The organism is Clostridium nitrophenolicum (assembly GCF_055391695.1).
The window spans coordinates 863,239-887,386 of sequence record NZ_AP042469.1 but is presented as its reverse complement, the minus strand read 5'-3'; the positions used below and the strand labels follow the sequence as shown (position 1 = coordinate 887,386).

The following is a 24,148-nucleotide window of genomic DNA, read 5'->3' as shown; positions in this document are numbered from 1 at the left end:
AACCCTATACAGTTACCTCTGTATTCTCATTATATTTAGATCTATCATGAACATTCCAAGTAAAGGATAAAAATACTATAGCAAGTACACAAGATACTAAAAGTAGCATAAATCCGCCGTTCCAACCAAACCTATCTACAATTATCCCCATTACTATTTCAGCTACAACCTGTCCTCCCATATATCCAAAAAGGCCTGTAAAACCAGCTGCTGTACCGCCTGCTTTTTTAGGAACCATATCTAATGCGCTTACACCTATAAGCATTACTGGTCCATATATTAATGCACCTATAATTGCTAGTGTAATATTTATAACTATAAGACTACTGCTGTTCCAATAAACGAATACACCTAACGTAACGCCAATCATACAAATTATACCCATTGGTGCACGACGACCGTTAAATAATTTATCACTTATCCATCCAACTATTATAGTTCCTGGAATTGCTGCATATTCATATATCTGAAAAGCTATAGCTGTATCTTTACGAGTAAAATGCTTTGCTTCTTGCAAATATGTTGGAACCCAATTTATAACTCCATATCTAACTAAGTATACAAAAACGTTTGCAATGGCAATAAACCACAAATACTTATTATTCAATACATACTTAAATAGTATTTCTTTACCTGTCATTTCCCTTTCTCTATCATCTACATTTACTTCTGGATAATCATTTTTATATTCTTCTATTGGAGGAAGTCCAACAGATTGTGGTGTATCCTTAGCAAATATAATAAATAATATACCACCAACAATAGCTATTATAGCTGGTAAATAAAACAAACCCTTCCAACTTCCAAACATTGAAACACCAATTAAAGCAATAACCGCTATAAATCCACCACCGACATTATGGGCAGTATTCCAAATAGACATTTTAATTCCACGCTCCCCATCGGAGAACCAGTGAGTCATTGTTCTTCCACATGGAGGCCATCCCATTCCTTGAAACCAACCATTTAAAAGCATTAATATAAACATAAAAGTAATACTTGATGTAATTGGGAAAAATAAATTTACAACTCCCGAAAGTATTAAACCTGCTGCTAAAAAGTATCTTGGATTTGACCTGTCTGATAGATTACCCATAACAAATTTACTTATTCCATAAGATAATCCAAGAGCTGAAGCAACAAATCCCAATTGTGTTTTAGTAAAACCTTGAGTTATTAAATAGGCTTTAGCTAAAGAAAAGTTACTTCTAACAAAGTAATAGATAAGATATCCTATATAGATACTTAAAAACACCTGTATTCTGTATCTTTTATAGGCTGAATCGATTTTTTCTTCTGGCAGCCTACTGATATGAGGTGCAGGCTTAAAAATTCCAAACATTTAAAAAGTCCCCCCTTGTATTGTAATATATTTAAACTCTAATTTTAGAGCTTTTCACTTTTTTATGATATAAATATGAATTAAACAAGGTATTCCTCTTCTTCATTAGTTTTTTCTCTATCATGAAGATTCCAAGTTAACGCAAGAAATAATGTTCCTAAAATACAAGCACAAACAAGCATCATAAAAACTAAGTTCCAGCCATTGTATTTAAGGATTACACCTATCAGCCAATCTCCCAAAGCCGTTCCAAATAAATATCCAAACAACCCTGTAAAACCTGCAGCTGTCCCAGCGGCTTTTTTAGGCACTATATCTATCGCTGCAATTCCAACGAGAACTACAGGAACATAGATCAAGCAACCTATAAGCATTAAAGCTATTACATCAACACTATAATTATCTGCTGGATTCATCCAATAAAGTAATATAGCCAGTGTCACAAAAGTCATGCAGATGGCTGAAATTGGTCCCCTTCTACCTTTAAAGTATTTATCACTTAACCAACCTGAAACTAATATTCCTGGTATGCCAGCATATTCATATAAAGAATAACATCTTTGTGAAAGCCATTGAGGCGCTCCCTTTACCGTAGTAAGGTAAAAAGTACACCAATCTAAAACTCCATAGCGAACCATATATACAAATATATTAGCTATAGCTAAATACCACAAAAACTTGTTATTTAATACATACTTAAACAGTATTTCACTTGCGCGTAATTCTCTTTCTCTGTCTTCTACACTTGCTTTCGGATAATCATTCTTATACTCTTCAATTGGAGGCAGCCCGCATGATTGAGGCGTGTCTCTTAAAAATATAAGACAAGCTATACCTATACATATAGAAATAATTGCGGGGAAATAGAATAGGCTTTTCCAGGTACCAAAAATAATTATCCCAATACCTGATATAGTAGCCAAAACTCCTCCTCCCAAATTATGAGATACATTCCATATAGACATTTTCACGCCTCTTTCTCTATCTGAAAACCAATGAGCCATTACTCGTCCACAAGCTGGCCATCCCATCCCTTGAATCCAACCGTTAATAAACATGAGAATTATTATTAAATCTATGTTTGATGTAATTCCTAGCAAAATACTGATAATACTGGATAATATAAGACCTAAAGGCAAAAATATTCTAGCATTGCTTCTATCAGAAACAATCCCCATAAAAAATTTACTTAACCCATAACTGAAAGGTAAAACTGAGGCAGCAAAACCTAATTTTGCCGTGTCTAAACCTTCATTTGTTAAATAAGGAATTGCTAGTATAAAATTTTTTCTTACAAGATAATAAGCTGCATATCCAATAAATATAGTTGTAAGTACTTGGAAACGTAATTTTCTGTATTCCTTGTCTATATTTTCTTCAGATAAATAAGGTTTAGCAGCTGATGGTTTTAAAAAATTAATCATCTTTAATTAACTCCAAATCAATAATATTTTAATATTTAAAACCATATATAATATTTATATAACAATATTAACAATATTAACATTGTTAACACTTTTAACATTATTAACATTATATATAATTTGATACCCATTGTCAACGTTTTCTGAAATTGCCATTTTTTAATAATAAGACTTATTAGTTAATTTTAGTTAGTTTCTAATCTGCTTTTTTATTTATTTAAGGGAAGCTGTATAATAAATTCACTGCCTTTATTTAGCTCACTATTTAAATATATACTGCCTTCTAATTCAGACACTATATGCTTTACAATAGCTAAACCAAGTCCTGTTCCTCCTTGATTACGACTTCTAGATTTATCTACCCTATAAAATCTCTCAAAAATTCTTGCTACATCTTCTTTTGGTATACCAACACCATTATCTTTTACACTAACAAAAGCCATATCTTCTTTTATATATGATAAAACTTTAATGCTTCCTCCTGGCTGTGTATATTTTATTGCATTATCTATAAGGTTGATTACAGCCTGATTGAACCAATCCTTATTTTTTACATACAATATAAAATTTTTCTTTATGATTAGATCGATACATATACTCTTTTTACTTGCTGAAGGAGTCAACATATATACAATATTATCTAACTCTTTATATATATTTACTTCCTCTAGATTGTTTAAAGAAGATTGATTTTCTAAATGAGACAACAAAAGTATGTCCTCTATAAGCCTTTTTAATCTTTCTACTTCCTCTGTTATAATCCCTAAAAACCTTTGTCTCTTTTCCCTATCCTCTCCTGCCTTTCTTTTTAAAGTGTCTACAAAACCAATTATAGTAGTTAGTGGTGTCTTTAATTCATGAGAAACATTAGCGACAAATTCACTTCTCATTTTTTCAAGATGCTTCATTTCTGAAATATCCTGTAAAATAATAACTATACCTTTTTCATGTGCCAAGTTTTCAATATCATAATCTATTAAATTAGTATATACTTTATATATTTTATCATCACTATCCGTTAGCTTTAGTTCTCTTTCTTTATGTATGTTATTATTAAATGTTTCTTCAATTAAATTATAGAGTTCTTGTGATTTTATACTAGACTTTAAATTATGTCCTATATTAAAGTTTTTATCTAACTTTAGTATTTTTATTATTGCAGGGTTTGAAAGTATTACATTCCAGTTGATATCAATTACTAATATTCCATAAGTTATACTATTTAAGATTGAATTTAGTTCTAAGTTTCTATAATTTAACTGTGATACTACATTATTTATTGTAGAAGACATATGGTTAAAACTATCTGCAAGCTCTTCAAGTTCATCCTTTGTACTGATCCTTACCTTATAGTTAAAATTTCCTTTTGATATTCTTTTAGCTGCATTATTTAACTTCTGCAATGGATTCATCATATTATCTAAAAAAAAGCATCCAATGACTACCGCTACAATAACACCTATAAGTATGGAAATTAAAGTACAGCTTAAGAATACTTTATTAAGGTTATCAAACCCCTTAAGAGACACTCCAAGCCTTACTATAATTGCATTATCATATATTCTTACTGGACTTAATGCTACATAAAGAAACCTCTCTCCTTTAATTCTATTGTATCTGTCACTGACAGCTGATTTGTTATGTAGACAATTTTGTATCTCTGGTTTATCAAGCTGATTTTCAAATATTAAGCTGCTACTGGAATCCGCCAAAACATTGCCCTTATCATCTATAAAAGATATTTGTGCATCAGTTTGAGAAGAAAATTTTTGTGCCATGACAGGATAGTTAACTTCAGCTCTTTCATCTACTAAATTTAAAAGCGTATTAGTAATCAGTTTGCCATTACTGATAAGCTTATCTTGAAGGTTTTTTACATAGTAGGTTCTTACAAAACTTAAGCACAATGCTCCTGTGATTAAAGAGCCTACCATTACTAAAATAATATAAGTAATAAATAATTTTCTTCTCATTAAATCACCTATTTCTAATATAATATTTACTTTAAACTACTATTATCAGCCTTTATTTAATCATGTATCCAAGACCTCTTACTGTTTCTATATACTTAGGAAATCTATCATTATCCTCTAATTTTTTTCTCAATTTTCTTATATGCACGTCTAGTGTTCTTGAATCTCCCAGGTTACCATATCCCCATACTTCACTCAGTAAAACTTCTCTTGAAACTAATTCTCCTTTATTTTTAGCCAAGGTTTGTAATAGCTTAAATTCCCTTAAAGTAAGTTCTATGACAACACCTTTCTTTTTAACTTCGTATTTATTATTATCAATCTCTATATCACCTATTTGTATAATGTTGTCATTTGTGTTATTAGCGACAGACACCGTATCTACTCTTCTAAGTACAGCATCTATTCTAGCTAATAATTCATTTATACCAAAAGGCTTGGTTATGTAATCATCTGCACCTAGCTTCAATCCTCTGACTTTATCATTTTCTTCCCTTTTTACTGTAAGCATTATTATAGGTATTTTTCTAGTACTTTCATCATTTCGTATTCTTCTACAAACCTCAAATCCATCAATTCCCGGTATCATAATATCTAACAGTATAATATCTGGAAGCTCTTTTTTGGCAAGTTCTACCGCATCCAAGCCATCATGACAACACACTACATTAAAATTTTCTTCAAGATTTACAGAAATAAGTTCTGTTATATTAATTTCATCATCTACTATTAATACTTTTCCTGTTTTCATAAAAATCACCCTCAATTAAATATAAATATATATTTTACAGTATATACTAAAGATTTTAACGTTTCCATATTTTTATTTTTCTAAAAATTATTTATCTATAATATCATCTTTTAAGGATAGGTATTTTTTATAATTAAAAAAATAGTAACACAGCACTATTAGAGTCTGTGTTACTATTTTTCTATATTCAATTTCAATAAATTTTACATTTACTGACGATTTTCATTATTAGTTCCTTCAAAGGCATTTATATACATTTGTTTTATCTCACCAATCAGAGGATATCTTGGGTTTGCACCAGTGCATTGGTCATCAAAAGCCTGCTCACTCATCACATCAAGAGTTGCATAAAAGCGCTGACTAGTTACTCCTGCTTCCTCTATGGTTTTTGGTATATTGATTTTAGCTTTCAATTCATCTATCGCATTTATCAAAAGTTGTATTTTTTCATCTTCAGTATTTCCACCTAAGTTTAGATAGTCAGCAATTCTTGAATATCTCCACCTTACATTAGGATACTTATATTGAGGAAAAGCTGTCTGTTTTCTCGGATTATCAACTGCATTGAACTTAATTGTTTCATTAATAAGCAGTGCATTTGCTATTCCATGAGGTATGTGATGCATAGCACCTAGCTTATGAGCCATTGAATGGCATACACCAAGGAAAGCATTAGCAAAGGCCATACCCGCCATGGTAGCTGCATGAGCCATTTTTTCTCTTGCTTTTACGTTATTTGCACCATCTGTATAAGATAAAGGTAGATACTTAAATATAAGTCGAATAGCTTCTAAGGCTAAGCCATTCGTGTACTCCGAAGCCAATACAGACACCATAGCCTCAATAGCATGGGTAAGAGCATCTATACCTGAGGCTGCAGTAAGACCTTTTGGCATATTCATCATAAGCTCCGCATCAATTATAGCTATATCTGGAGTTAACTCATAGTCTGCTAGAGGATATTTTACTCCAGTTATTTCATCTGTAATAACTGCAAAAGGAGTTACCTCAGACCCTGTTCCTGCTGAAGTTGGAATAGCAACCATCATAGCTTTCCTGCCGAGATCAGGGAATCTGTATACTCTTTTTCTTATATCCATAAATCTCATAGCAAGGTCTTCAAATCTTACATCAGGATGCTCGTAAAGTACCCACATGATTTTTGCTGCATCCATAGGAGAACCTCCACCTAATGCTATTATGACATCAGGATTAAAGTTGTTCATTTCAGAGGCACCTTTACGTGCAGTTGCCAAAGTCGGATCCGGTTCTACATCAAAAAATACTCTGCAATCTATGCCTGTATGTTCAAGGATACTTACTACATGATTTACAAAACCTAAATCATATAGAACTCTATCTGTAACTATAAAGGCTCTCTTTTTGTTCATGTCTCTAAGTTCTTCAAGAGCAACTCCCATACATCCATACTTAAAGTAGATTTTTTCAGGTACTCTGAACCACAGCATATTCTCCCTTCTCTCAGCCACGTGTTTTACATTTACTAGATGTTTTACTCCTACATTCTCTGATACAGAATTTCCTCCCCAAGAGCCGCACCCCAATGTCAAGGATGGCGCAAGTCTAAAATTGTATATATCACCTATAGCCCCCTGGGAAGAAGGCATATTAATAATGGTTCTTCCAGTTTTCATAACTGCACCGAACTTTTCAATTCTATCTTTACATTTAGTCTGATCCGTATAGAGTACTGATGTGTGGCCAAAACCACCAAGTTCAATAAGCCTTGCTGCCTTATGTAAAGCTTCTGTAAAATCTTTTACCTTATACATGGCCAATACCGGAGATAATTTTTCATGTGAGAAAGGTTCTTCAAATTCTACAGACTCAACTTCACCAATAAGTACCTTTACAGAATCAGGCACTTGAATTCCAGCCATTGCAGCAATCCTTCTTGCATCCTGGCCTACTATATCTGCGTTAAGGGCTCCATTTTCCTTTACTATGGTTCTTCTTATTTTATCTCTTTCCTCTTCATTTAAGAAGTAAGCCCCTCTCTCTTCAAATTCTGATTTTACTTCATCATAGACTTTTTCAACTACTATTGCAGATTGTTCTGAAGCACATATTACCCCATTATCAAAGGTTTTTGAAAGTATTATTGAACTTACAGCCATTTTTATATGAGCGGTTTCATCAATAACTGCCGGGGTGTTTCCTGATCCTACACCTATAGCTGGTTTACCTGAGGAATATGCAGCCTTAACCATGCCAGGCCCGCCAGTAGCTAAAACTATATCTGATTCTCCCATGAGCAATTGAGTGAGATCTACATTTGGCTCATCTATCCAACCTATTATTCCAGCAGGAGCTCCTGCTTTTACAGCGGCGTCAAGTATAATTCTTGCGGCTTCTATAGTGCTTTTCTTTGCTCTAGGGTGCGGAGCAAATATAATTCCATTACGAGTTTTTAATGCAATAAGTGACTTAAAAATTGCTGTAGACGTTGGATTAGTTGTAGGTATAACAGCTGCGATCACTCCAAAAGGTTCCGCTATCTTGATAATTCCGAAGGAAGGGTCTCTTTCAATTATTCCGCAAGTCTTTTCATCTTTATATTTATTATAAATATACTCAGCGGCAAAGTGATTCTTAATAACTTTATCCTCCACAATACCCATGCCTGTTTCTTCTGTAGCCATTTTAGCAAGATGAACTCGGGCATTATTGGCGGCTATAGCTGCTTGCCTGAAAATTTCATCTACAGTTTCTTGAGTATATGTAGCAAAAACTTTCTGTGCTTCTCTAACTTCTTTAATTTTTTGAAGAAGTTCTTCTTTATTTGTAACTCTCATAAAATACTCCTCCTTTTAATTAATACCCTAATAGCTTTTCACATACTTAAATTATTATTACATCTTAAAGTACATAGATTATAGCTGACCAGCAGAAAAACACTAAGAAAATATGCAAAAATAAAGAGAGCTTTGGTTTAAGCTCTCTTTATAAATTGCTACTTAATCTAGCAGCTTTAAAACATTTAATACCTTTTTATTAACTGCTTTTTCTTATTCATAAGCTTCAAGTTAAATTTCAAACATCTTTTATAAGAATAATAGCAAAAGCTCATTCCAAGACACTCTGCTGATACTAAAATTGATACTAATTCTGCTATAGAAAAATTATTATTTTTAGCTAAATAATTATAAAAAGATGGCATACAGGAAATAACCCAAATTATTATAAACACCGATATAAAGGCCAACTTTACATCCTTTTGTTTTATATCAAATATATATATGAAAACAAGTCTAGAAACTGTTCCAATAACTCCTCCAATTATTGAGCTAATAGTCAGAGTAACTACAGCTTCACTGTTCATATTTATGGCAGTAACTGCGGCCATACCAACAAATAGCCCAATAAATACAGATATTATCAAGTTAAATAAAAAATCCTTTAAATTCTCTTTCATACTTTAAACTCCTCAAAACCCAAGAAATTTTTTAAAATCATTTAAATATTTTCGTGTAACATAAACTTCTTCCTCTATATCTATGATTTTTAATATAAGCTTACTGTTAAACCATGAAATAATGCGATCTACTTTTACTATATTTACAATAAAGCATTTGCTTACTCTTATAAATCCTTTATTTTCAAGCCTTTCTTCTAATTCATAAAGCTTTTCTTTGACTTTATATCTTTTATCTCTTGTCCTACAAAAAACGTCATTACCCATAGCCTCAAAATAATAAATGTTATCATAAGTCAGCACTTTAAGCTCGTCCTCTTCACATTTTCCTGTAATTATATTTTTAAGCTCTTCTTTATTCATTGATACTTGATCTAAATAGCCTATTAAAACATTTACAGTTGCCATATCAAAATATATACCTATTTTGCCTTCTTCTAAATCAAAGCCTTTTTCAATAATACATACTTTAGCATCCTTACTAATCCTTATTTTACGATTAGTAAGGATCTCTTCTAATATTCTTCTCATATTTTCACAACAAATTAAATCTATTTCCATATAAAACCCTCTTTTACTTTAAGCTTCCGGAAGTAACCCGGGGATTATAATTGATAGTGCAACCCCTACAGACACTAATATATTCATAACTATAACAGTATTAGTGTTATGCCCTAATAATTCTATAATAGCATTAACTAAATAAATTGTTGCCCATATTTTAGTTATAAGACTGTTAACTTCTATAAATAATGGCGACTCTCCAAAATCTTCTCCATATCCACTTTTAGCTTCATACATAGTATATGGTTTTCCTAGTCTAGTAGAGATAAATCCCATAAGTGCCAGCACTACATATGAAGTTAAATATCTGTACTGAATAACAACGTCTATTTTAAAATAAAAGTATAGTACATTGGAAATAGCAAAGTAAGCTAATAACACAACAGACATAATTCCTATATTCTTGTTCATAAGGTTTCTTATGAACAATATTGAAATAGACACTAGGCCTAAAACAATCCCCCATTTATTTGATATACTCCAAAGAAATATTAAAGGAATAAACCCAAATGTTACGTTAAAGCATGCTTTTAAACTACTTACCATTGTCTTTCACCTTATCCTTTTCAAGAACTTTTTTATGGGCAGTAATCATATAATCAATTGCATTTTTCTGTACTTCTTTTCTGAATCTTTCTTTTCCCATAAAATATCTCATAACTTTTCCTTGCATTTTCTGCTTAAAGGATATTTTTTTCATCATTCCATTTTCCTTATAGTATTTATAGTCCGCTGCAAAGATAGCTCCTAACTCTCCTTCTATAGAATCAGCAAACAACTTTCTTGAAGCTACAGCTAAAAAGGTTTCTGGCTTAAAATAGTTTCTTTCACAGTAACTTATACTGATTTTAGCAAAAGTATATATTTGTTTGTCTATAGTATCGCTATCTTCACTTTCATCGGTAACAAATCCAATTAAATTTCTATCCTCTCCAGTGTATAATTCTAGTATTTGTCTTAAGTTCTGATGTTCACTTAATCTACCTGAAATCATATATCCTATTTGCTTGCCTCTTAAGAAAGGAATATGAGTGTAACAAAAACTTCTATCATAATAAAGTTTAAAACGATAGGATAAATATCTATCCTTTATAGTTCCTGCAAAAATAACTATATCTGCATTATTAATAACATAATCTAAAAATTTTCTATAGCCATCCTTATCATTATAAGCACATATATTTTCCGCAGCACATTTACAACAGCCTAGGCAAGGACCTTTTATATCTACATCATAGAGATTAAGAACTTCTACAGAGCCTTTTATATAGCTTTTATATTTATCAATCATTTCTTTAAGGTTACTATCCTCTTTCTCTACATCCGTTATAATAATTATTTTCTTAGTTGTAGGAATAAATCTATCTGTTTCGCCGGCTTTATACTTAAAGGTACTTTTACTTAGCATACTAAATAGTTTATTAGTAGTTAAGCCCTCATTAATATAGGTCTGTAAGTTTTCAAAGAATAATTTAAGTTCCCTTCTACTCTTTTCTTTTACTAAATCATTCATATCATGGGACAAGTATTCTACATAGTTCATGCCTAAATCCTCACAAATTGCCCTCATATAGTTATGAGCATGAATATCTGCATAATGAATAGAGGTAGAAAACACACTAGTATATTTTCCTGAGAAATAACCTTCTAAATTATTTTTAAATATTAATTCAATTAGTCTTTTATAATAGGAAGGTACTAAAGCATGATATAGTGGAAATGCCCATATAACAGCATCTGCTTCCTTAACTTTTGTGCATAAGGTCTCTAACGCTTCCACATTTTCTTCATATTTTTTTATTTCTTTTATAACCTGTATATATTCAAATTCATGACTTTCATAATTCTGTTCCAAATACTTCATTGACTGTACTGTAACACTTTTTTCTGACTTTGGACTTCCATTTAAAATTATTATTTTCAAAATCAACACCTCCTGCTTTTTCATAATTCTATTTTATTGAATTTTATAAATTGAAACTATGGATTTCTTTCAAGATGCAATATGAAGTATGTAAGATACATGGAGGTGCTGTAACACTAAAAAGCTCCTATTCAATTCTCTGTATCAAATTTATAATATGTATCTAGACTTGTACCTAAAATCATTTATAATGAAGTTATACCATATTTTTCATATATTTATAAAAACTTATCTATGTAATTTTTTACACTTTCCTTGAATAAAATATATTAAATTCTAAAAGAAAGTGAGGTGAAATCCACTTAGATAAATTTTAATTTAATAAGTGGTGTCTATGGAAAACAAGAAAAAAATTTATACTAAAATCGTCATATATACAAATATACTAATTTGGATAATTGGCCTTGTTTCCGCATTTGTAGTAGATAGAGCTAGACCTCCTTTTGAAACCTACTTTAATAGGCTTAAAGATTTACCTGTTCGCAAAACATGGAATACGGATTTAATGATCTATGCATATTACTTATTTATTTTAATGCTTATTTTCTGTATTTTATCTCTGATATTAAATATTGTAGCCTATAAAAAGGAAAAATTCAGACTTAGTATCACTCCTTTTTTTCTTGGACTTTGTTCGATATACGGTATTATAATGTATTTAATATACTTTTAATTTATATAAGCTTACACTCAGTAAAAGGGTCTGAGAATCTTCAGATCCTTTTAATTCTTATTTATCTCATGCCTTACTTCCATTTAGGCAGTTTTCAACTTAAACTTTTATATAATTATTACACATCATTTGCTATACCGATTCATAAAATTATATGAATAATCTATTACACTGGAGGTTAAATATCATGTCTACTCCTTTAAATGAATTAGTTAAAAACTACAAAGAAAAATTTATGGAAAAATTTGAAGAACAACTAGAAAAATTTAAAGAAATAGAAGATTATGATGAATTAATTTACCATTCTGTATTTGAAATAGGTTCTAATGATAAGGTAATTGCACAAGACAATATACTCAGATTTAATATGGCTAACAATATGTATCAGTGTTTAAAAGATGATTTAATAAAAGAAAAAATATCAAATAGTCTATGTTTTACTGATATACTAGATACTGTTTATAACTTAAGAAGAAATAATATTATTAAGTATTTCGGACCTTTAAATTTATATGATTGCTCACTGAGAATTGGGGCACATTACAACATTTATCCAAGCAGAGTATATGTTCACTGCGGATCAATTACTGGTGCTAAGAACTTATTTAAAGATAAATATAATAATATCGTAAAATATTATAATGGTGATAACTCCTTCCCTTATATTCCTATAAATTCACTTCCAGAAGAACTTCAGAATTTAGAACCTCATTATATTGAGGATTTTTTATGTAAATTTGCAACAAGCTTTGAAAATATAGATATTTAAGCAAAAATTAATTATGTTGACAGTAACCATTTAAGAATTCAATTCATATAATAGAATGTAGCGATTAAAAGGAGTTTATAATGTTATCTAATAGAGAGTTTGTTAGACAATCCTTAGAATTAAATCTATTCTTTATGAGAATTGCTAAAGAACATGCCATTTTCTTGGAAGCAGGTTTTACTCCAAAGAATCATAACTTAGCACAACAAGCAAATATGATAAAAGAGGAGTTTAGTCAACTCTTAGTAGAAACCATAAAGCTTTCTGATGGAATTATCAGTCCAGAAGTAGCAAACTCAGGAGAGTTAATTACTGACATGACCATTGATGCCGAATGCAAAACTCAATATTATACCTCAATTCCAATCGATTGCAATATCACTAAAATGGAAGCAAATTTAATTAAATGCACCAATGCTAGGCAATCTTTTGATATTGTTAGAAGTGTAACTGAATTAAATCAAAGAGCTATGGTCGCAGCTAACCAAATTATTTTATTTAAAAGCAGATTGTTAAGAGATGTCTTAGCATGTAAAGTATTTACTACTAATTATCCATTACTTATAGATCATATACTTAGAGAGGCACAGTTATATCTAAGAACACTGATTATGTTGCAAAATAGACAGGAAGTTAACTTTGTACAAGATGCAGTATATCAGGAAATATTCTGGAGTAGAATTATGGCTGAACACGCAAAGTTTATTAGAGGATTATTGGATCCAACAGAAGTTAAATTATTTGATACAGCTAATGACTACGGTGAGAAATTTGATGAATTAACTGCTGAAGCCCAAAGCCTAACAGTAAACCTTGGTCTCCTACCTGAAGTTACACGGGAAACTCTTAAATCTACTATTGGTATTAGAGATTTTAAGAAGCAAGGTACAGAAGGCATACTTCACTGTAATATTAAGTCTTTAATAGTTCCATTACTTGGTGATCATGTAGTTAGAGAAGCAAATCATTATGTTAGACTTCTAAAAAACTTTAGTAAAGTTCGTAATGTATAAACAATAAAAACTTCAAGCTGCCTATGCTTTGTATAGGCGGCCTTTTTTGTTTTTCCAATTATTAAAATTATAAACTTTATTATGCCAACAAATAAAACCATTGATATTCTAAAAAGCTTAATATATAATCAAATTGTTAACGATATTGATTACCATTAACAATTTAAAATAATTATCAATAATAGTTTTCTTCTTGTAAATTAGATATATTAACATTACTATATAATATGAAAAGGAACATATGAACTTATATTATTTTTGATTAACCTAATTCAATATGTTCATAGGGAGGACTCTAAAATGGATCTTGAAAACATAAAAAATTCTATCGTAACTAATATTTATCACATTCTTAGCGGAAGGTGCATTTAAAATGGATGTTATAAAATCGTTATTTTATTTTATCTTGGCAGGATTATTTGAAATAGGAGGAGGATATCTAGTTTGGTTATGGATTAGGGATGGTAGAAGCCCTTGGTATGGACTCTTTGGAGCTTTAGGTCTAGCTATATATGGGATTATACCTACTTTTCAATCCTTTAATGCTGGTTTCGGAAGAGTATATGCGGCCTATGGGGGTATTTTTATAGTTCTTTCAATTTTATGGGGTTGGAAGGTTGATAAAATTGTTCCTGATAAGGCTGACATTATTGGAGGAATTATTGCTCTTGTTGGAGTTTTAATTATTATGTATTTTCCAAGACGTTAAGATGATAATTAAACATATAATTAAGGACTAAAGAACCCTAAACTGTTGAGTTTAGGGTTCTTAAAAATTTTAAGTAGTTATATGATACATTTTTATTGCTTAGAATTATTTATTTTTTGAAATTCTTCACCAAGATATTTAGCTATTGATCCCATACCAGACTTTCCAGCTACTGCTTCTGCAGCTGCGTTGTAGTTTGTATTAGTGTTTACATCATAAGTAAAGATTTCACCATTCTCATCAGTTATAAACTCTATACCAGCTATTTGAATACCATTTCCTTCTAAAAAACGAGCATACTTTTCAATTATAGGGATGTCAAATCCCTCAATGATTCTAAATTTCGGTTTTTCAGGTTCGCTTACACCTACAGGACAGAATGCATCTCCTATTTGACAAGCATCAGCAGGACATAATTGGAAGCCCTTTGATGTATCAACCTGCACTGCATAAATAAATTTTCCACCAACAAATTCACAACGTGTTATAAAGGATTCGCTTGATTTAATATATTCTTGAATTAAGGTTATACCATCTCTTGAGTCTTCAAATTCTGAACTATTCAAATAATATTCTAGTGCATCTATGCTATTGAAAAGCTGAACTCCCAAGCCTTTTCCACCACGATTATGTTTAGTTATGAAAGAACCTGTAAAACCTTCCGCTGCTTCTAAAATTTGTTCCTTACCTATAGCTGCTACTGTACGTGGAGTGCGAATTCTGTAAGCATTAAGTGCTGTATATTGCGCTATTTTACTAACTTCTAATTGTAGCGCATGACTTGTATTTATAACTCTGCGGCCATAACTTTCCAACCATGCAAGTACACCAGCAGTGTATTCTGCTGCAAATTGATGATCACGAGTATGGGAGGATGCACTCATACGATTATAGAAAACACCTTCAGGTGGTGCTTGTGAAAAATCTAACACACCCTTATCGAGATACCATTCTTTATAAGGTAAATTTAACTTTTCTAATTCCTTTCTTAATGGTTCAGTCCATTCATTATTCTCATGTATAATATAGATATTTGACATTTGTTAACCTCCTTTAGTCCTACAAATATTTTTATATAAAAATTATTTATTATACAGTTAAAACAAGTTTTTTGTAAAACTGCTTATGCTGCAATTGATTCTAAGTCTTCTTTTTTCTCATTATTAAAGGAATCTCTGTCAAATTCATTTTCAGAGTTAGCTACCAAAAGTGCTACCACTGAGGAACCTACTACATTAGTCATAGTTCTAATCATATCAATTACAACATCTATTCCTAGAAGCATCGCTAAGCCTGATACTGGAAGACCTAAACTTGTTAGCACAACAGTTGCTGCAATAGTAGCTGCTCCTGGAACTCCAGCGATTCCGATAGATGCAATTGTAGTTGTTGCTATTAGTAGTAAATAATGTGTAATTGTAAGGTGAATATTAAATACACCTGCTACAAATACAGCTGCGATTGCAGGATATAATCCCCCGCCACCATTCATTCCAATTGAAGATCCCAGCGGTGCTGCAAAGCTTGCTATCTTTTCAGATATTTTTACTTCATTTGTTAGAGCCTTCATTGTCACTGGCAAAGTACCATAACTACTTCTTGTTGTAAAAGCAACAATCATTGCCGGTGAGATTTTTTTGAAGAATTTAACTGGGTTAACTTTAGCTATTAGTGCCATTAATCCTCCATGTACTAGTATTAAATGAATAATGCATGCAGCATACATTGCTAGTATTACTTTAGCCAAAGGAATTAATGTAGCTAGTCCATATTTGCCGGCTACAGACCCCATAAGACTGAATACACCATAAGGAGTTAAGGCAATTACCATCTTAGTTATTTTAAACATTATTTGTGCAAAAGAATTTATAAAATCTTTTACAGGTTTAATCGCCTGAGCATCCTTTGAGCCTTCAATAATTATTGCTACAGCTATAAATGTAGCAAATACTATAACCGGTAACACCTTTGCGTTAGCCATTTCATTTACGGGATTTGAAGGAATCATATCTAAAAGCACACTTGCAAAGGTTGGAATTTCCTTTGCTTTAAATGAAGCATCTTTAATAAACTGAATTCCATTTCCCAAATTCATAGCAGTACCAACAAGGGCTCCTATAGCAGTGGCAACTGCTGTGGTCGTTAAAAGTAAGGCTATAGTTTTAAACCCTATTTTTTTAAGTTGCTCTGGGTTATCTAATGATGTAACACTGGATATTAAAGAAGTCATAACCAGAGGAATTACAATCATCTTAATTAAGCTAATAAATGCTTGTCCGATAGGATCAACTAAAAGAGCATTTTTCTTAAAAATAGCACCAAATATAATGCCAAGTAACATTGCTGTTAAAACTCTATATCCAAAACTAATATTTTTCTTTTGTAAAAAGTATAAGAATGCTAATAATACTAAAGCTATAATTACACTTAAATTTCCTAAATTCATTTTAACCCTCCTAAAACTTTATTTATATTTGGATTTATCTAGTTGGGCCCAATTAGATAAAATCAAAAAACCCTTCTGCCTCTGAAAATATCCAGAGGCAGAAGGGTACTTCCGCGGTTCCACTCTGATTAAGCATTGCTGCTCATCTTTAATTCTGACACAATAATGTCATATCTCTATAACGGGAGAACCCGTAAAAGCCTACTAAATTTCGGTTTTAAGCTCACAGGGGCACTTCGACTATACTCTTTCATAAAGCTCTCTCAACCAAGGAGCTTCTCTCTGTGTGATTTATATAGACTACTTTTCCTGATCAAAGCATTGAAATCGTACAATTCTTATTGAATTACTAAGAATTTATGTTTTAATTATAGTCGGGTTAAATTGAAAAATCAATAGATTTTTTGAATATTTATTCAGGATTTTATTTCCTTAAATACAGAATGTTTTAGAATTATGTATTTTTTTGTAGTTTATCGCACATAGTATCCGCTAGGCTCTATTGGTTGTCCACTAGAATTTCTGATTTCAAAATGAAGGTGTGGTCCTGACGAAACACCAGTATTGCCTGAATAAGAAATTAGCTGTCCTCCTTTTACAACTTGTCCCGGAGATACTGCTAAAGAGGAGTTATGTCCATAAACCGAAGTTATATTCCCATGATTAATCATAACCACATTTCCATATCCAGACATAGACTGTGCTGCAATTACTACCCCATCCTCAAGTGCATAGACTGGTGTACCTATTGGCACCCCTATATCAATTCCTGCATGCAATCTGCTATATCCAAGTACAGGGTGATATCTCATACCAAAAGAAGATGTTATAGCATATGGTTTGCCTGTAACACAAAATAGCTTTCCATTAGAATTAATTTGTGTTGAAGAAGATGATGATGATGATGATGATGATGATTTTTTCATCTGTTGAATAGTTTTTGTAAGTTCCTGAGATTCCGATTGTTCCTGGGCTATCATATTTTCATAATATTTTTTGTCTTTATCTAATTTTTCAACTAACTGCTTCTTTTCAGTAGACTTTGATTTCAATATCTTGTATTTCTCATCTGCTTCACTTTTCAAGCTCAATACGCTTTTCTTATTTTTTTCAAGTTCTGACTGCTTTTTTTCTAAACTTTCCTGTTTTTCTTTTATGTCAGATATGAGATTCTTATCATAATCAATAATCTTTTTGATTATATCCATTCTACCTATAAGATCAGAAAAATCCTTTGAATTTAGTATAACATCTAAATATGCACTATTCCCTGACTCATATAGTGCTCTAACCCTTTGCTTGAACAATTCATTTTCATTAATATACTCTTGTTGTTTCGATTGAATTTCTTTTTCGTTTACTTTTATCCTAGAATTCAAATCTGAAATTTTACCATTTAAAGTCTGAAGTGTTGCAGAGGCTTGTGACATATCCTTGTCCAAATTTTCTAGTTCTTTTTGTACATTCTCTTTGTTGTTATTAATACTTTTTAGTTTGTCCTTTTGTTGTTGAATAGAATTATTCACCTCATTTAATTTATTTTGCTTGTCTTCAATTCCTTCTGCGTAAACATAAGAAAACATAGAGCTGGTAATTGCTGCAGTAATTAGTAAAGATATACTTCGTCTCATTTTAACTTCCTCCTTCCGATATTTTATAGAGATATTAGGCTATCTTTCAGCCTTGAAGCTCTATAAAAAATACAGCTCAATCCAAATTATAAAAATAAGATATGAATCTTATGTGAAGGTAATGTAAACTATGTGTAAAAAGGTACTTACTAAGCTATTGCTAATAAGTACCTTTCTATTATCATAATATCTTATAAATTTGTCTTCTACATATTGTGATTCATGCCAGGCATATTGCTTATAATTTCAGGATTTACCATTCCAAAAATCATCGCAATATGGGCAACAACAAGAAATCCGCCTACCAACATAAAGTGAATTTTTAACTTTTCCTCAAAACTCTTGTTTCTAAATATAATTCCTAATTCCATAAGTGCAATTGGAAGAAGAAATAAAACTCCGCTTAAATAGAATCCTACAGCAACAACGTCTACCCAAGTATGCCAACCACCAGTTTTAGTTAGTGGTATAACAGCAGTTATAAGTAAGTAAATAAAAATACCTGTAAAATAAAATCCGTCTAAAATTCCTATTACTTTATTTAGAGTTCTGATTCCTCCAGTTCTAGTTTTATTGAATATAATAAAAAACTCTGTAATTGTAAGTGTTTCAGCCATTATAACCGGTATAGCCATAAAAATTATAAGATTCCACGGCTGATTTTCTGCCAAAAGTGACATATAATGTGTCATACTCATAATAATTCCTCCCTAAACTGATATTTAAGAAAGCATATCATTTTGTTATGAAGATTTTATGAAGATGCATACTCCCTATTTAAATATATCTATATAAAAAACAGCTGTGCTTGCCATATAGCAATAACAGCTGTTTTCAAGTAATTAATTTACAGTAAATTTTTTCTCTACAGGTTTATCTAATTTTTCACCTTCACTAGATTGAACCTCATCTCCAATTAGAATAAAGTATGTTTCACCTTTATTAAAGCCATCCTTGGTCTCAATCACTACACTCTTATTATTTTTATCATATGATATGCTAGCATCCACTAAATTATTATTTGAATCAACTATCATAATATTTTTTGAGTTAACCGTTTCTCCTTTTAGCTCTTTACTAAAATGAATTTTCCAAATTTTTTTATCCTGGTTTATTTTTTGTTCTTCCATTTGTTTTTTATTAGACTTTGTCTTTATCTTATCTACACTTTGCTTTTGTACCTTTGCCAAACTATCCATAGAAGTTTTTACTTGATCCTTTAAACTAGCTACTCTACTATTTAACTGAGCCAACTCAGGGTTATCAGAATCACTGATTCTACTAAGTTGTCTTTCTACAGTATTAAGTCTATTGCTAATAGCATTTAGTTTACCATAAAAACTATCATATCTTCCACCGTCTTCTTCTTTATATTCATTTTCAAAATCATCGCTTAAATCTTCACTTGTGGAGTTATTAACATTACTCTCACTAACATTGGTATTTTCCTCTGTTATAGTATCAGTTGTGTTATTAACATCTACAGCAGGTGATGTTGTAGTATCAGTATCTATAGCAGATGATGTTGTAGTACTGAGATATGCATCCATTTTTTTAACAACGCTCTTCAATGAAACTTCAATACCATCTAGCCTATGAGATATTATATAAACCTCTTTTTCTGCTTTCTTGCTATACTTGTTATTAGAGCTATTTACCTTCTGATTTGAACTATTTACATTCTGATTTGAACTGCCGTTACTTTTCTCTACCTGCACTGGTTTGGCAAATACAGTAATATTTGAAGAAAGAAAAGCAGCTACTGTAAGTGTTAAAATTACTAATTTTAGGTTTCTCTTTCTCATGCTATAGCGCCTCCTATAATTATCCTCAGTTGTTTCTAATATGTTATCGTACCTTATTTTTTTTACTTTATATAACTTTAAGAAAATATTAAATATTATTAAAATTTATACATTACACTTAGACTCTATATTGTTTTCATTATATCCAATTGATTGTCTAGGACATGTTGTTACACATTTTCCACACTGTATGCAATCTGGATGGCTTAGCAAATCTCCTTTATATTCGTAAGGCACTATTCCTAATGGGCATTTCTTTTCACATAGCTTACATGAAACACATGTTGATGATACCTGAAGAACATTTTTACTTTTTCTAAATTTGGATATAAATGCAGCTATACTTCCCATTGGACAAAAGTGGCACCAAGTTCTTTGATTATAGAAAAATGATAGAACTATTCCAACTAAGGTAGTAACAACGATCATTCTATAAAACACTAATCCAATTCCATAAAGGTTCCCCCAGTTCTTTTTAATCCCCAAAGTAAATATAGTAAACATACTTACTATTATTAAACTTCTAAAGTATTTAGATTTTAAAAACTTTGGAACCTTTTTCTTATTGCTAAATTTAGAAACAATATTATATAACATATTTTAAATCTGTCAATATATTGAAAAGCTTGAAATCCCAGACATCGTTCCTTCAGATACTAAATTTAACGAACTAAAGAACTATATTCCTGGATTCTCCGACGAAAAAGCCAAAGAACTTTTTAAAGAAAAGTAATATAGGGTAAATAGACCGGATTATAAGTTAACTTTCGGTCTATTTACCCTATATAAATAAGATTCTAAATGAAGTTCTGATGTAGAAACTATAATGCCTCTTTTACCTTTTCAAATCCTATTCTATCGATCATGTCTGCAAATCTTTCGCCAGTAGTTGCGTTCTCGCTGTAATAATCTAATATTTTTTGTGTAAGTCCATCTAACTGCTCTAATGAAAAAATATTATCAAGTCTGTCTCCTAATCTATACTTTCTACCAAACTTTCCTCCAATAAATACTGCAACTCCCTCTTTGTCAGTTACCATAGCATTAAATTTACATGCGCTGATGCATTTTCCGCATCCTAAACACTTTTCAGAATGTAACTTTACTACCTTATCTATTTTCTCAATGGCTCCAGCTTTACATACTGATGCACAAAGTCCACATGCTTTGCAATTATCTCTTTCTAATCTTGGTACTCTCTGTCCCATAAATCCAAGATCATTTAAAGAAGCTTTAGCACAGTTATTTGGGCATCCTACTATTCCTATTTTAAATTTAGCAGGTAAATTATATGCAAAATACTTTTCATGCAGCTTGCTACATAGTTGCTGTGTATCTACTAGCCCATGGGTACATACTGTTCCCTTGCAAGAAACAAGAGGTCTTACTTTTTTTCCAGTTCCTCCTGCTCTTAACCCAAAAGTCTCTAAATCTTTTTTAACACTTTCTATATCTTCTTCTTTTATCCATGGAATTTCAATTCCTAAACGAGTTGTAAAGCCTATATATCCTCTGCCATATTTATTTGCAAGCTTTAAAACATTCTCCATTTGATTGGATGACATATTTCCAGCTTCGGCTATAATTCTTAAAGAAAAATAACGGGTATCCCTTTGGTTAATAAGTCCTTGAAGTTTTAATTCAGCTATTTTTTCCTTATTCATTTTACTTCCCCCATCCTAATTTGTTATTAAATAAAATTATATCAAATATTAACAAAAACCTAAAATTATAATAACTTATATATGTATAATGAAAACTTATGTATTCCTTTAGTAATGTTTTAAAAATTAATATTAAATTAAAAGATAAACCTAAAACCCATGATTGTTTATATCATGGGTTTTCAGAATCATACAATTTTATATTAAATATTCTTTATTATATTCATTATATTTTCTTTAGTTATATTGTTGTCTTTTGCTACTATTTCTCCATTTTTAGTGTAAACTAAACAAGGAGCTTCTACTGTTCCAAGTCTTGAAGCAAGGCTTGCATTTTTATATACATCTATTTTACTGACTTTCACAACATCAGCCATTTCTTTTTCTACTTCTTCTATATCAATAAGTAGTTCCCTGCTCTTCTCATCAACTGGAGACCATAGATATATTAGACCTATTTTTTCTTTTTGCATAATTTCATTTTCAAATACTTCTGATTCAGCAATATATTTTTCCGCTCCAACTCCAGCTATAGCTCCATCTCCAACGGCTGTAGCAACTTGTTTTAAAAACTTATCCCTTACATCTCCTACTGCGAATACACCTTCTATGCTTGTCTCCATTTTTTCATTAGTTATAATATATCCTTGTGGAGTTAAGTTTACTTTTTCTTTCAGGAACTCTGTATTTGGAACATATCCTATAAATAAGAAACATCCATCAACATTGACCTCGGTTAACTCCCCTGTTTTTACATTTTTAAGTACAACTGTCTTTAATCTATCATCACCCTCAAAGGAATTTACAACTGTATTCCATACAAATTCCATTTTAGGATTTTTTAATGCCTGCTCCTGAGCTATCTTATTAGCATCCATTATTCCTTCATCATGTATTACAGAAACTACAACTTTTTTTGCAAATTTAGTTAAGAACATTCCTTCTTCTATAGCTGCATCTCCACTTCCTATAACCATTACTGTTTTATCTGTATAGTATGCAGCATCACATGTTGCACAGAAAGATATTCCTTTATCATATAAAAAGTTTTCTTCATTTACTGCCTTTGTTACTCTCGGTTTTCCACCTGTAGCTAGTATTACTGATTTAGCATGATATATTACTCTGAAAGTTTCTACTAGCTTATCTTTTCCCTCGAGTTGTACACCCTTAACATCCGTTAACTTAAAATCTACTCCAAAGTTTTTAGCTTGTTTATGGAATAAATTCATAAGCTCTGTTCCTGTTATACCTTCTGGAAATCCTGGATAGTTCGCCATTTCATTTGTATATGTAGCTAATCCACCAACAAGAGATTTTTCTATTAAAAGAGTTTTTAATCTTGCCCTGCCACAATATATAGCTGATGTTAAGCCGGAGGCACCTCCACCTATAACTACTACGTCATAGTATTCATGCTTCTTTTCCATCGAAACTCCTCCTCAAAATATTTGTTACTTCTATTTTTATATATTTACATGAAAAACTTAACCAATAATTTACTGCCTATCCATGCTCCAACAAATATAAATATCCAATACATCCATCCATGTAATGACATCGATGCAACTCCACTAAACAGCGCTCCTATGTTACATCCAAAGGAGATTCTTGCGCCATATCCCATTAAAAGTCCACCCAGTATTGCTGCAACAACTTGTTTCCATGATTTAATCTTCTTAATTTTAAATTGTGATGCAAGCAGCGTAGCGAGAAATGCACCTGCTATAATTCCTATATCTGATACAGAATGTAAATCATTTAGAAATCCAGCCTTTAAAGCTGCCGCATGTGCTTTTTGCTGATAGTAAAACCATTTTTCTGGATGTCCACCTATAGACTGGTATATCCAAGCTGCCCAATAAGAAAACGGAGTTGAAACTCCCCAAGCCTTACCACTTGAAGCGAACATTCCAATATTTATAATTCCTAAAAGCACTCCGCCTGCCGTGTAGGACCATGGATCTTTTAAAAATTTCTTGTAGTATACATTATTTTTAATATCCATTAATTTCACCACTCAA

General features: G+C 31.2%; 21 protein-coding genes, 1 pseudogene and 1 other annotated feature. Of the genes and pseudogenes, 4 read left to right on the top strand and 18 right to left on the bottom strand.

The genetic code is table 11. The annotated features are described in order from the left end of the window. Positions 1-4: 4 nt before the first annotated feature. From glpT to ACZ5N4_RS04000, 9 genes are all read right to left on the bottom strand, one after another. Positions 5-1,342 (bottom strand): glycerol-3-phosphate transporter, encoded by a 1,338-nt coding sequence (gene glpT / locus ACZ5N4_RS04040; protein ID WP_464207364.1) that lies wholly within the window; start codon positions 1,340-1,342, stop codon positions 5-7. Between the two features lie 80 nt (positions 1,343-1,422). Next, positions 1,423-2,766, bottom strand: coding sequence for a phosphoglycerate transporter protein PgtP (pgtP, locus tag ACZ5N4_RS04035; protein WP_464207363.1), 1,344 nt, complete (start codon positions 2,764-2,766; stop codon positions 1,423-1,425). A 209-nt stretch (positions 2,767-2,975) separates the two neighbouring features. Continuing rightward, positions 2,976-4,739: a HAMP domain-containing sensor histidine kinase gene (locus ACZ5N4_RS04030; protein WP_464207362.1), complete on the bottom strand. Its 1,764-nt coding sequence runs from the start codon at positions 4,737-4,739 to the stop codon at positions 2,976-2,978. Positions 4,740-4,791: 52 nt separating this feature from the next. Next, on the bottom strand, positions 4,792-5,490 hold the full coding sequence (locus tag ACZ5N4_RS04025; RefSeq protein WP_464207360.1) for a response regulator: 699 nt from the start codon (positions 5,488-5,490) through the stop codon (positions 4,792-4,794). Positions 5,491-5,699: 209 nt separating this feature from the next. Further along, positions 5,700-8,306: a bifunctional acetaldehyde-CoA/alcohol dehydrogenase gene (adhE, locus tag ACZ5N4_RS04020; RefSeq protein WP_464207358.1), complete on the bottom strand. Its 2,607-nt coding sequence runs from the start codon at positions 8,304-8,306 to the stop codon at positions 5,700-5,702. Positions 8,307-8,491: 185 nt separating this feature from the next. Next, positions 8,492-8,926 carry a hypothetical protein gene (locus ACZ5N4_RS04015; protein WP_464207356.1) on the bottom strand — a complete coding sequence of 145 codons (435 nt, stop codon included), beginning with the start codon at positions 8,924-8,926 and terminating at the stop codon, positions 8,492-8,494. A gap of 12 nt (positions 8,927-8,938) precedes the next feature. Continuing rightward, the gene (locus tag ACZ5N4_RS04010; protein ID WP_464207354.1) at positions 8,939-9,487 is read right to left on the bottom strand and encodes a LytTR family DNA-binding domain-containing protein; all 549 of its coding nucleotides are present in this window, start codon (positions 9,485-9,487) and stop codon (positions 8,939-8,941) included. An 18-nt stretch (positions 9,488-9,505) separates the two neighbouring features. Further along, positions 9,506-10,036, bottom strand: a complete 531-nt coding sequence (locus ACZ5N4_RS04005; protein WP_308041538.1) for a hypothetical protein — start codon at positions 10,034-10,036, stop codon at positions 9,506-9,508. After that, the gene (locus ACZ5N4_RS04000; RefSeq protein WP_464210827.1) at positions 10,026-11,423 is read right to left on the bottom strand and encodes an NAD(P)H-dependent oxidoreductase; all 1,398 of its coding nucleotides are present in this window, start codon (positions 11,421-11,423) and stop codon (positions 10,026-10,028) included. Before ACZ5N4_RS04000 ends, ACZ5N4_RS04005 begins: the two co-directional genes overlap by 11 nt. Before the next feature lie 325 nt (positions 11,424-11,748). On the opposite strand from ACZ5N4_RS04000, the gene ACZ5N4_RS03995 reads away from it, so the two are divergent. From ACZ5N4_RS03995 to ACZ5N4_RS03980, 4 genes are all read left to right on the top strand, one after another. After that, positions 11,749-12,087 carry a hypothetical protein gene (locus tag ACZ5N4_RS03995; protein WP_464207351.1) on the top strand — a complete coding sequence of 113 codons (339 nt, stop codon included), beginning with the start codon at positions 11,749-11,751 and terminating at the stop codon, positions 12,085-12,087. Between the two features lie 187 nt (positions 12,088-12,274). Then, the gene (locus ACZ5N4_RS03990) at positions 12,275-12,856 is read left to right on the top strand and encodes a hypothetical protein (RefSeq protein WP_464207350.1); all 582 of its coding nucleotides are present in this window, start codon (positions 12,275-12,277) and stop codon (positions 12,854-12,856) included. A gap of 80 nt (positions 12,857-12,936) precedes the next feature. Continuing rightward, positions 12,937-13,869 carry a DUF2935 domain-containing protein gene (locus ACZ5N4_RS03985; protein ID WP_464207348.1) on the top strand — a complete coding sequence of 311 codons (933 nt, stop codon included), beginning with the start codon at positions 12,937-12,939 and terminating at the stop codon, positions 13,867-13,869. Positions 13,870-14,242: 373 nt separating this feature from the next. After that, positions 14,243-14,578, top strand: coding sequence for a YnfA family protein (locus ACZ5N4_RS03980; protein ID WP_178908549.1), 336 nt, complete (start codon positions 14,243-14,245; stop codon positions 14,576-14,578). 92 nt (positions 14,579-14,670) lie between these two features. On the opposite strand, the gene ACZ5N4_RS03975 is transcribed toward ACZ5N4_RS03980, so the two are convergent. The 9 genes and pseudogenes from ACZ5N4_RS03975 to ACZ5N4_RS03935 form a co-directional block, all read right to left on the bottom strand. Next, positions 14,671-15,618: an ATP-grasp domain-containing protein gene (locus ACZ5N4_RS03975; protein WP_464207345.1), complete on the bottom strand. Its 948-nt coding sequence runs from the start codon at positions 15,616-15,618 to the stop codon at positions 14,671-14,673. A gap of 83 nt (positions 15,619-15,701) precedes the next feature. Then, on the bottom strand, positions 15,702-17,024 hold the full coding sequence (locus ACZ5N4_RS03970) for a dicarboxylate/amino acid:cation symporter (protein ID WP_464207343.1): 1,323 nt from the start codon (positions 17,022-17,024) through the stop codon (positions 15,702-15,704). Positions 17,025-17,114: 90 nt separating this feature from the next. Continuing rightward, positions 17,115-17,350 (bottom strand) — a binding site (T-box leader). 147 nt (positions 17,351-17,497) lie between these two features. Then, complete coding sequence (locus ACZ5N4_RS03965) at positions 17,498-18,655, bottom strand: murein hydrolase activator EnvC family protein (RefSeq protein WP_464207341.1); 1,158 nt, start codon at positions 18,653-18,655, stop codon at positions 17,498-17,500. Positions 18,656-18,861: 206 nt separating this feature from the next. After that, entirely contained in the window at positions 18,862-19,353 is a 492-nt protein-coding gene (locus ACZ5N4_RS03960) for a DUF6803 family protein (RefSeq protein ID WP_464207339.1), read from the bottom strand. Between the two features lie 144 nt (positions 19,354-19,497). Continuing rightward, the gene (locus ACZ5N4_RS03955) at positions 19,498-20,460 is read right to left on the bottom strand and encodes an Ig-like domain-containing protein (protein ID WP_464207337.1); all 963 of its coding nucleotides are present in this window, start codon (positions 20,458-20,460) and stop codon (positions 19,498-19,500) included. Between the two features lie 105 nt (positions 20,461-20,565). Continuing rightward, positions 20,566-21,048, bottom strand: a pseudogene (locus ACZ5N4_RS03950) (4Fe-4S binding protein); the annotation flags it as partial. 233 nt (positions 21,049-21,281) lie between these two features. Continuing rightward, the gene (locus ACZ5N4_RS03945; RefSeq protein WP_464207335.1) at positions 21,282-22,124 is read right to left on the bottom strand and encodes a 4Fe-4S binding protein; all 843 of its coding nucleotides are present in this window, start codon (positions 22,122-22,124) and stop codon (positions 21,282-21,284) included. A 203-nt stretch (positions 22,125-22,327) separates the two neighbouring features. Beyond that, positions 22,328-23,554 carry an FAD-dependent oxidoreductase gene (locus ACZ5N4_RS03940; protein WP_464207333.1) on the bottom strand — a complete coding sequence of 409 codons (1,227 nt, stop codon included), beginning with the start codon at positions 23,552-23,554 and terminating at the stop codon, positions 22,328-22,330. 44 nt (positions 23,555-23,598) lie between these two features. Next, positions 23,599-24,132, bottom strand: coding sequence for a YeeE/YedE thiosulfate transporter family protein (locus ACZ5N4_RS03935; RefSeq protein ID WP_211144896.1), 534 nt, complete (start codon positions 24,130-24,132; stop codon positions 23,599-23,601). Between the last annotated feature and the right edge of the window lie 16 nt (positions 24,133-24,148).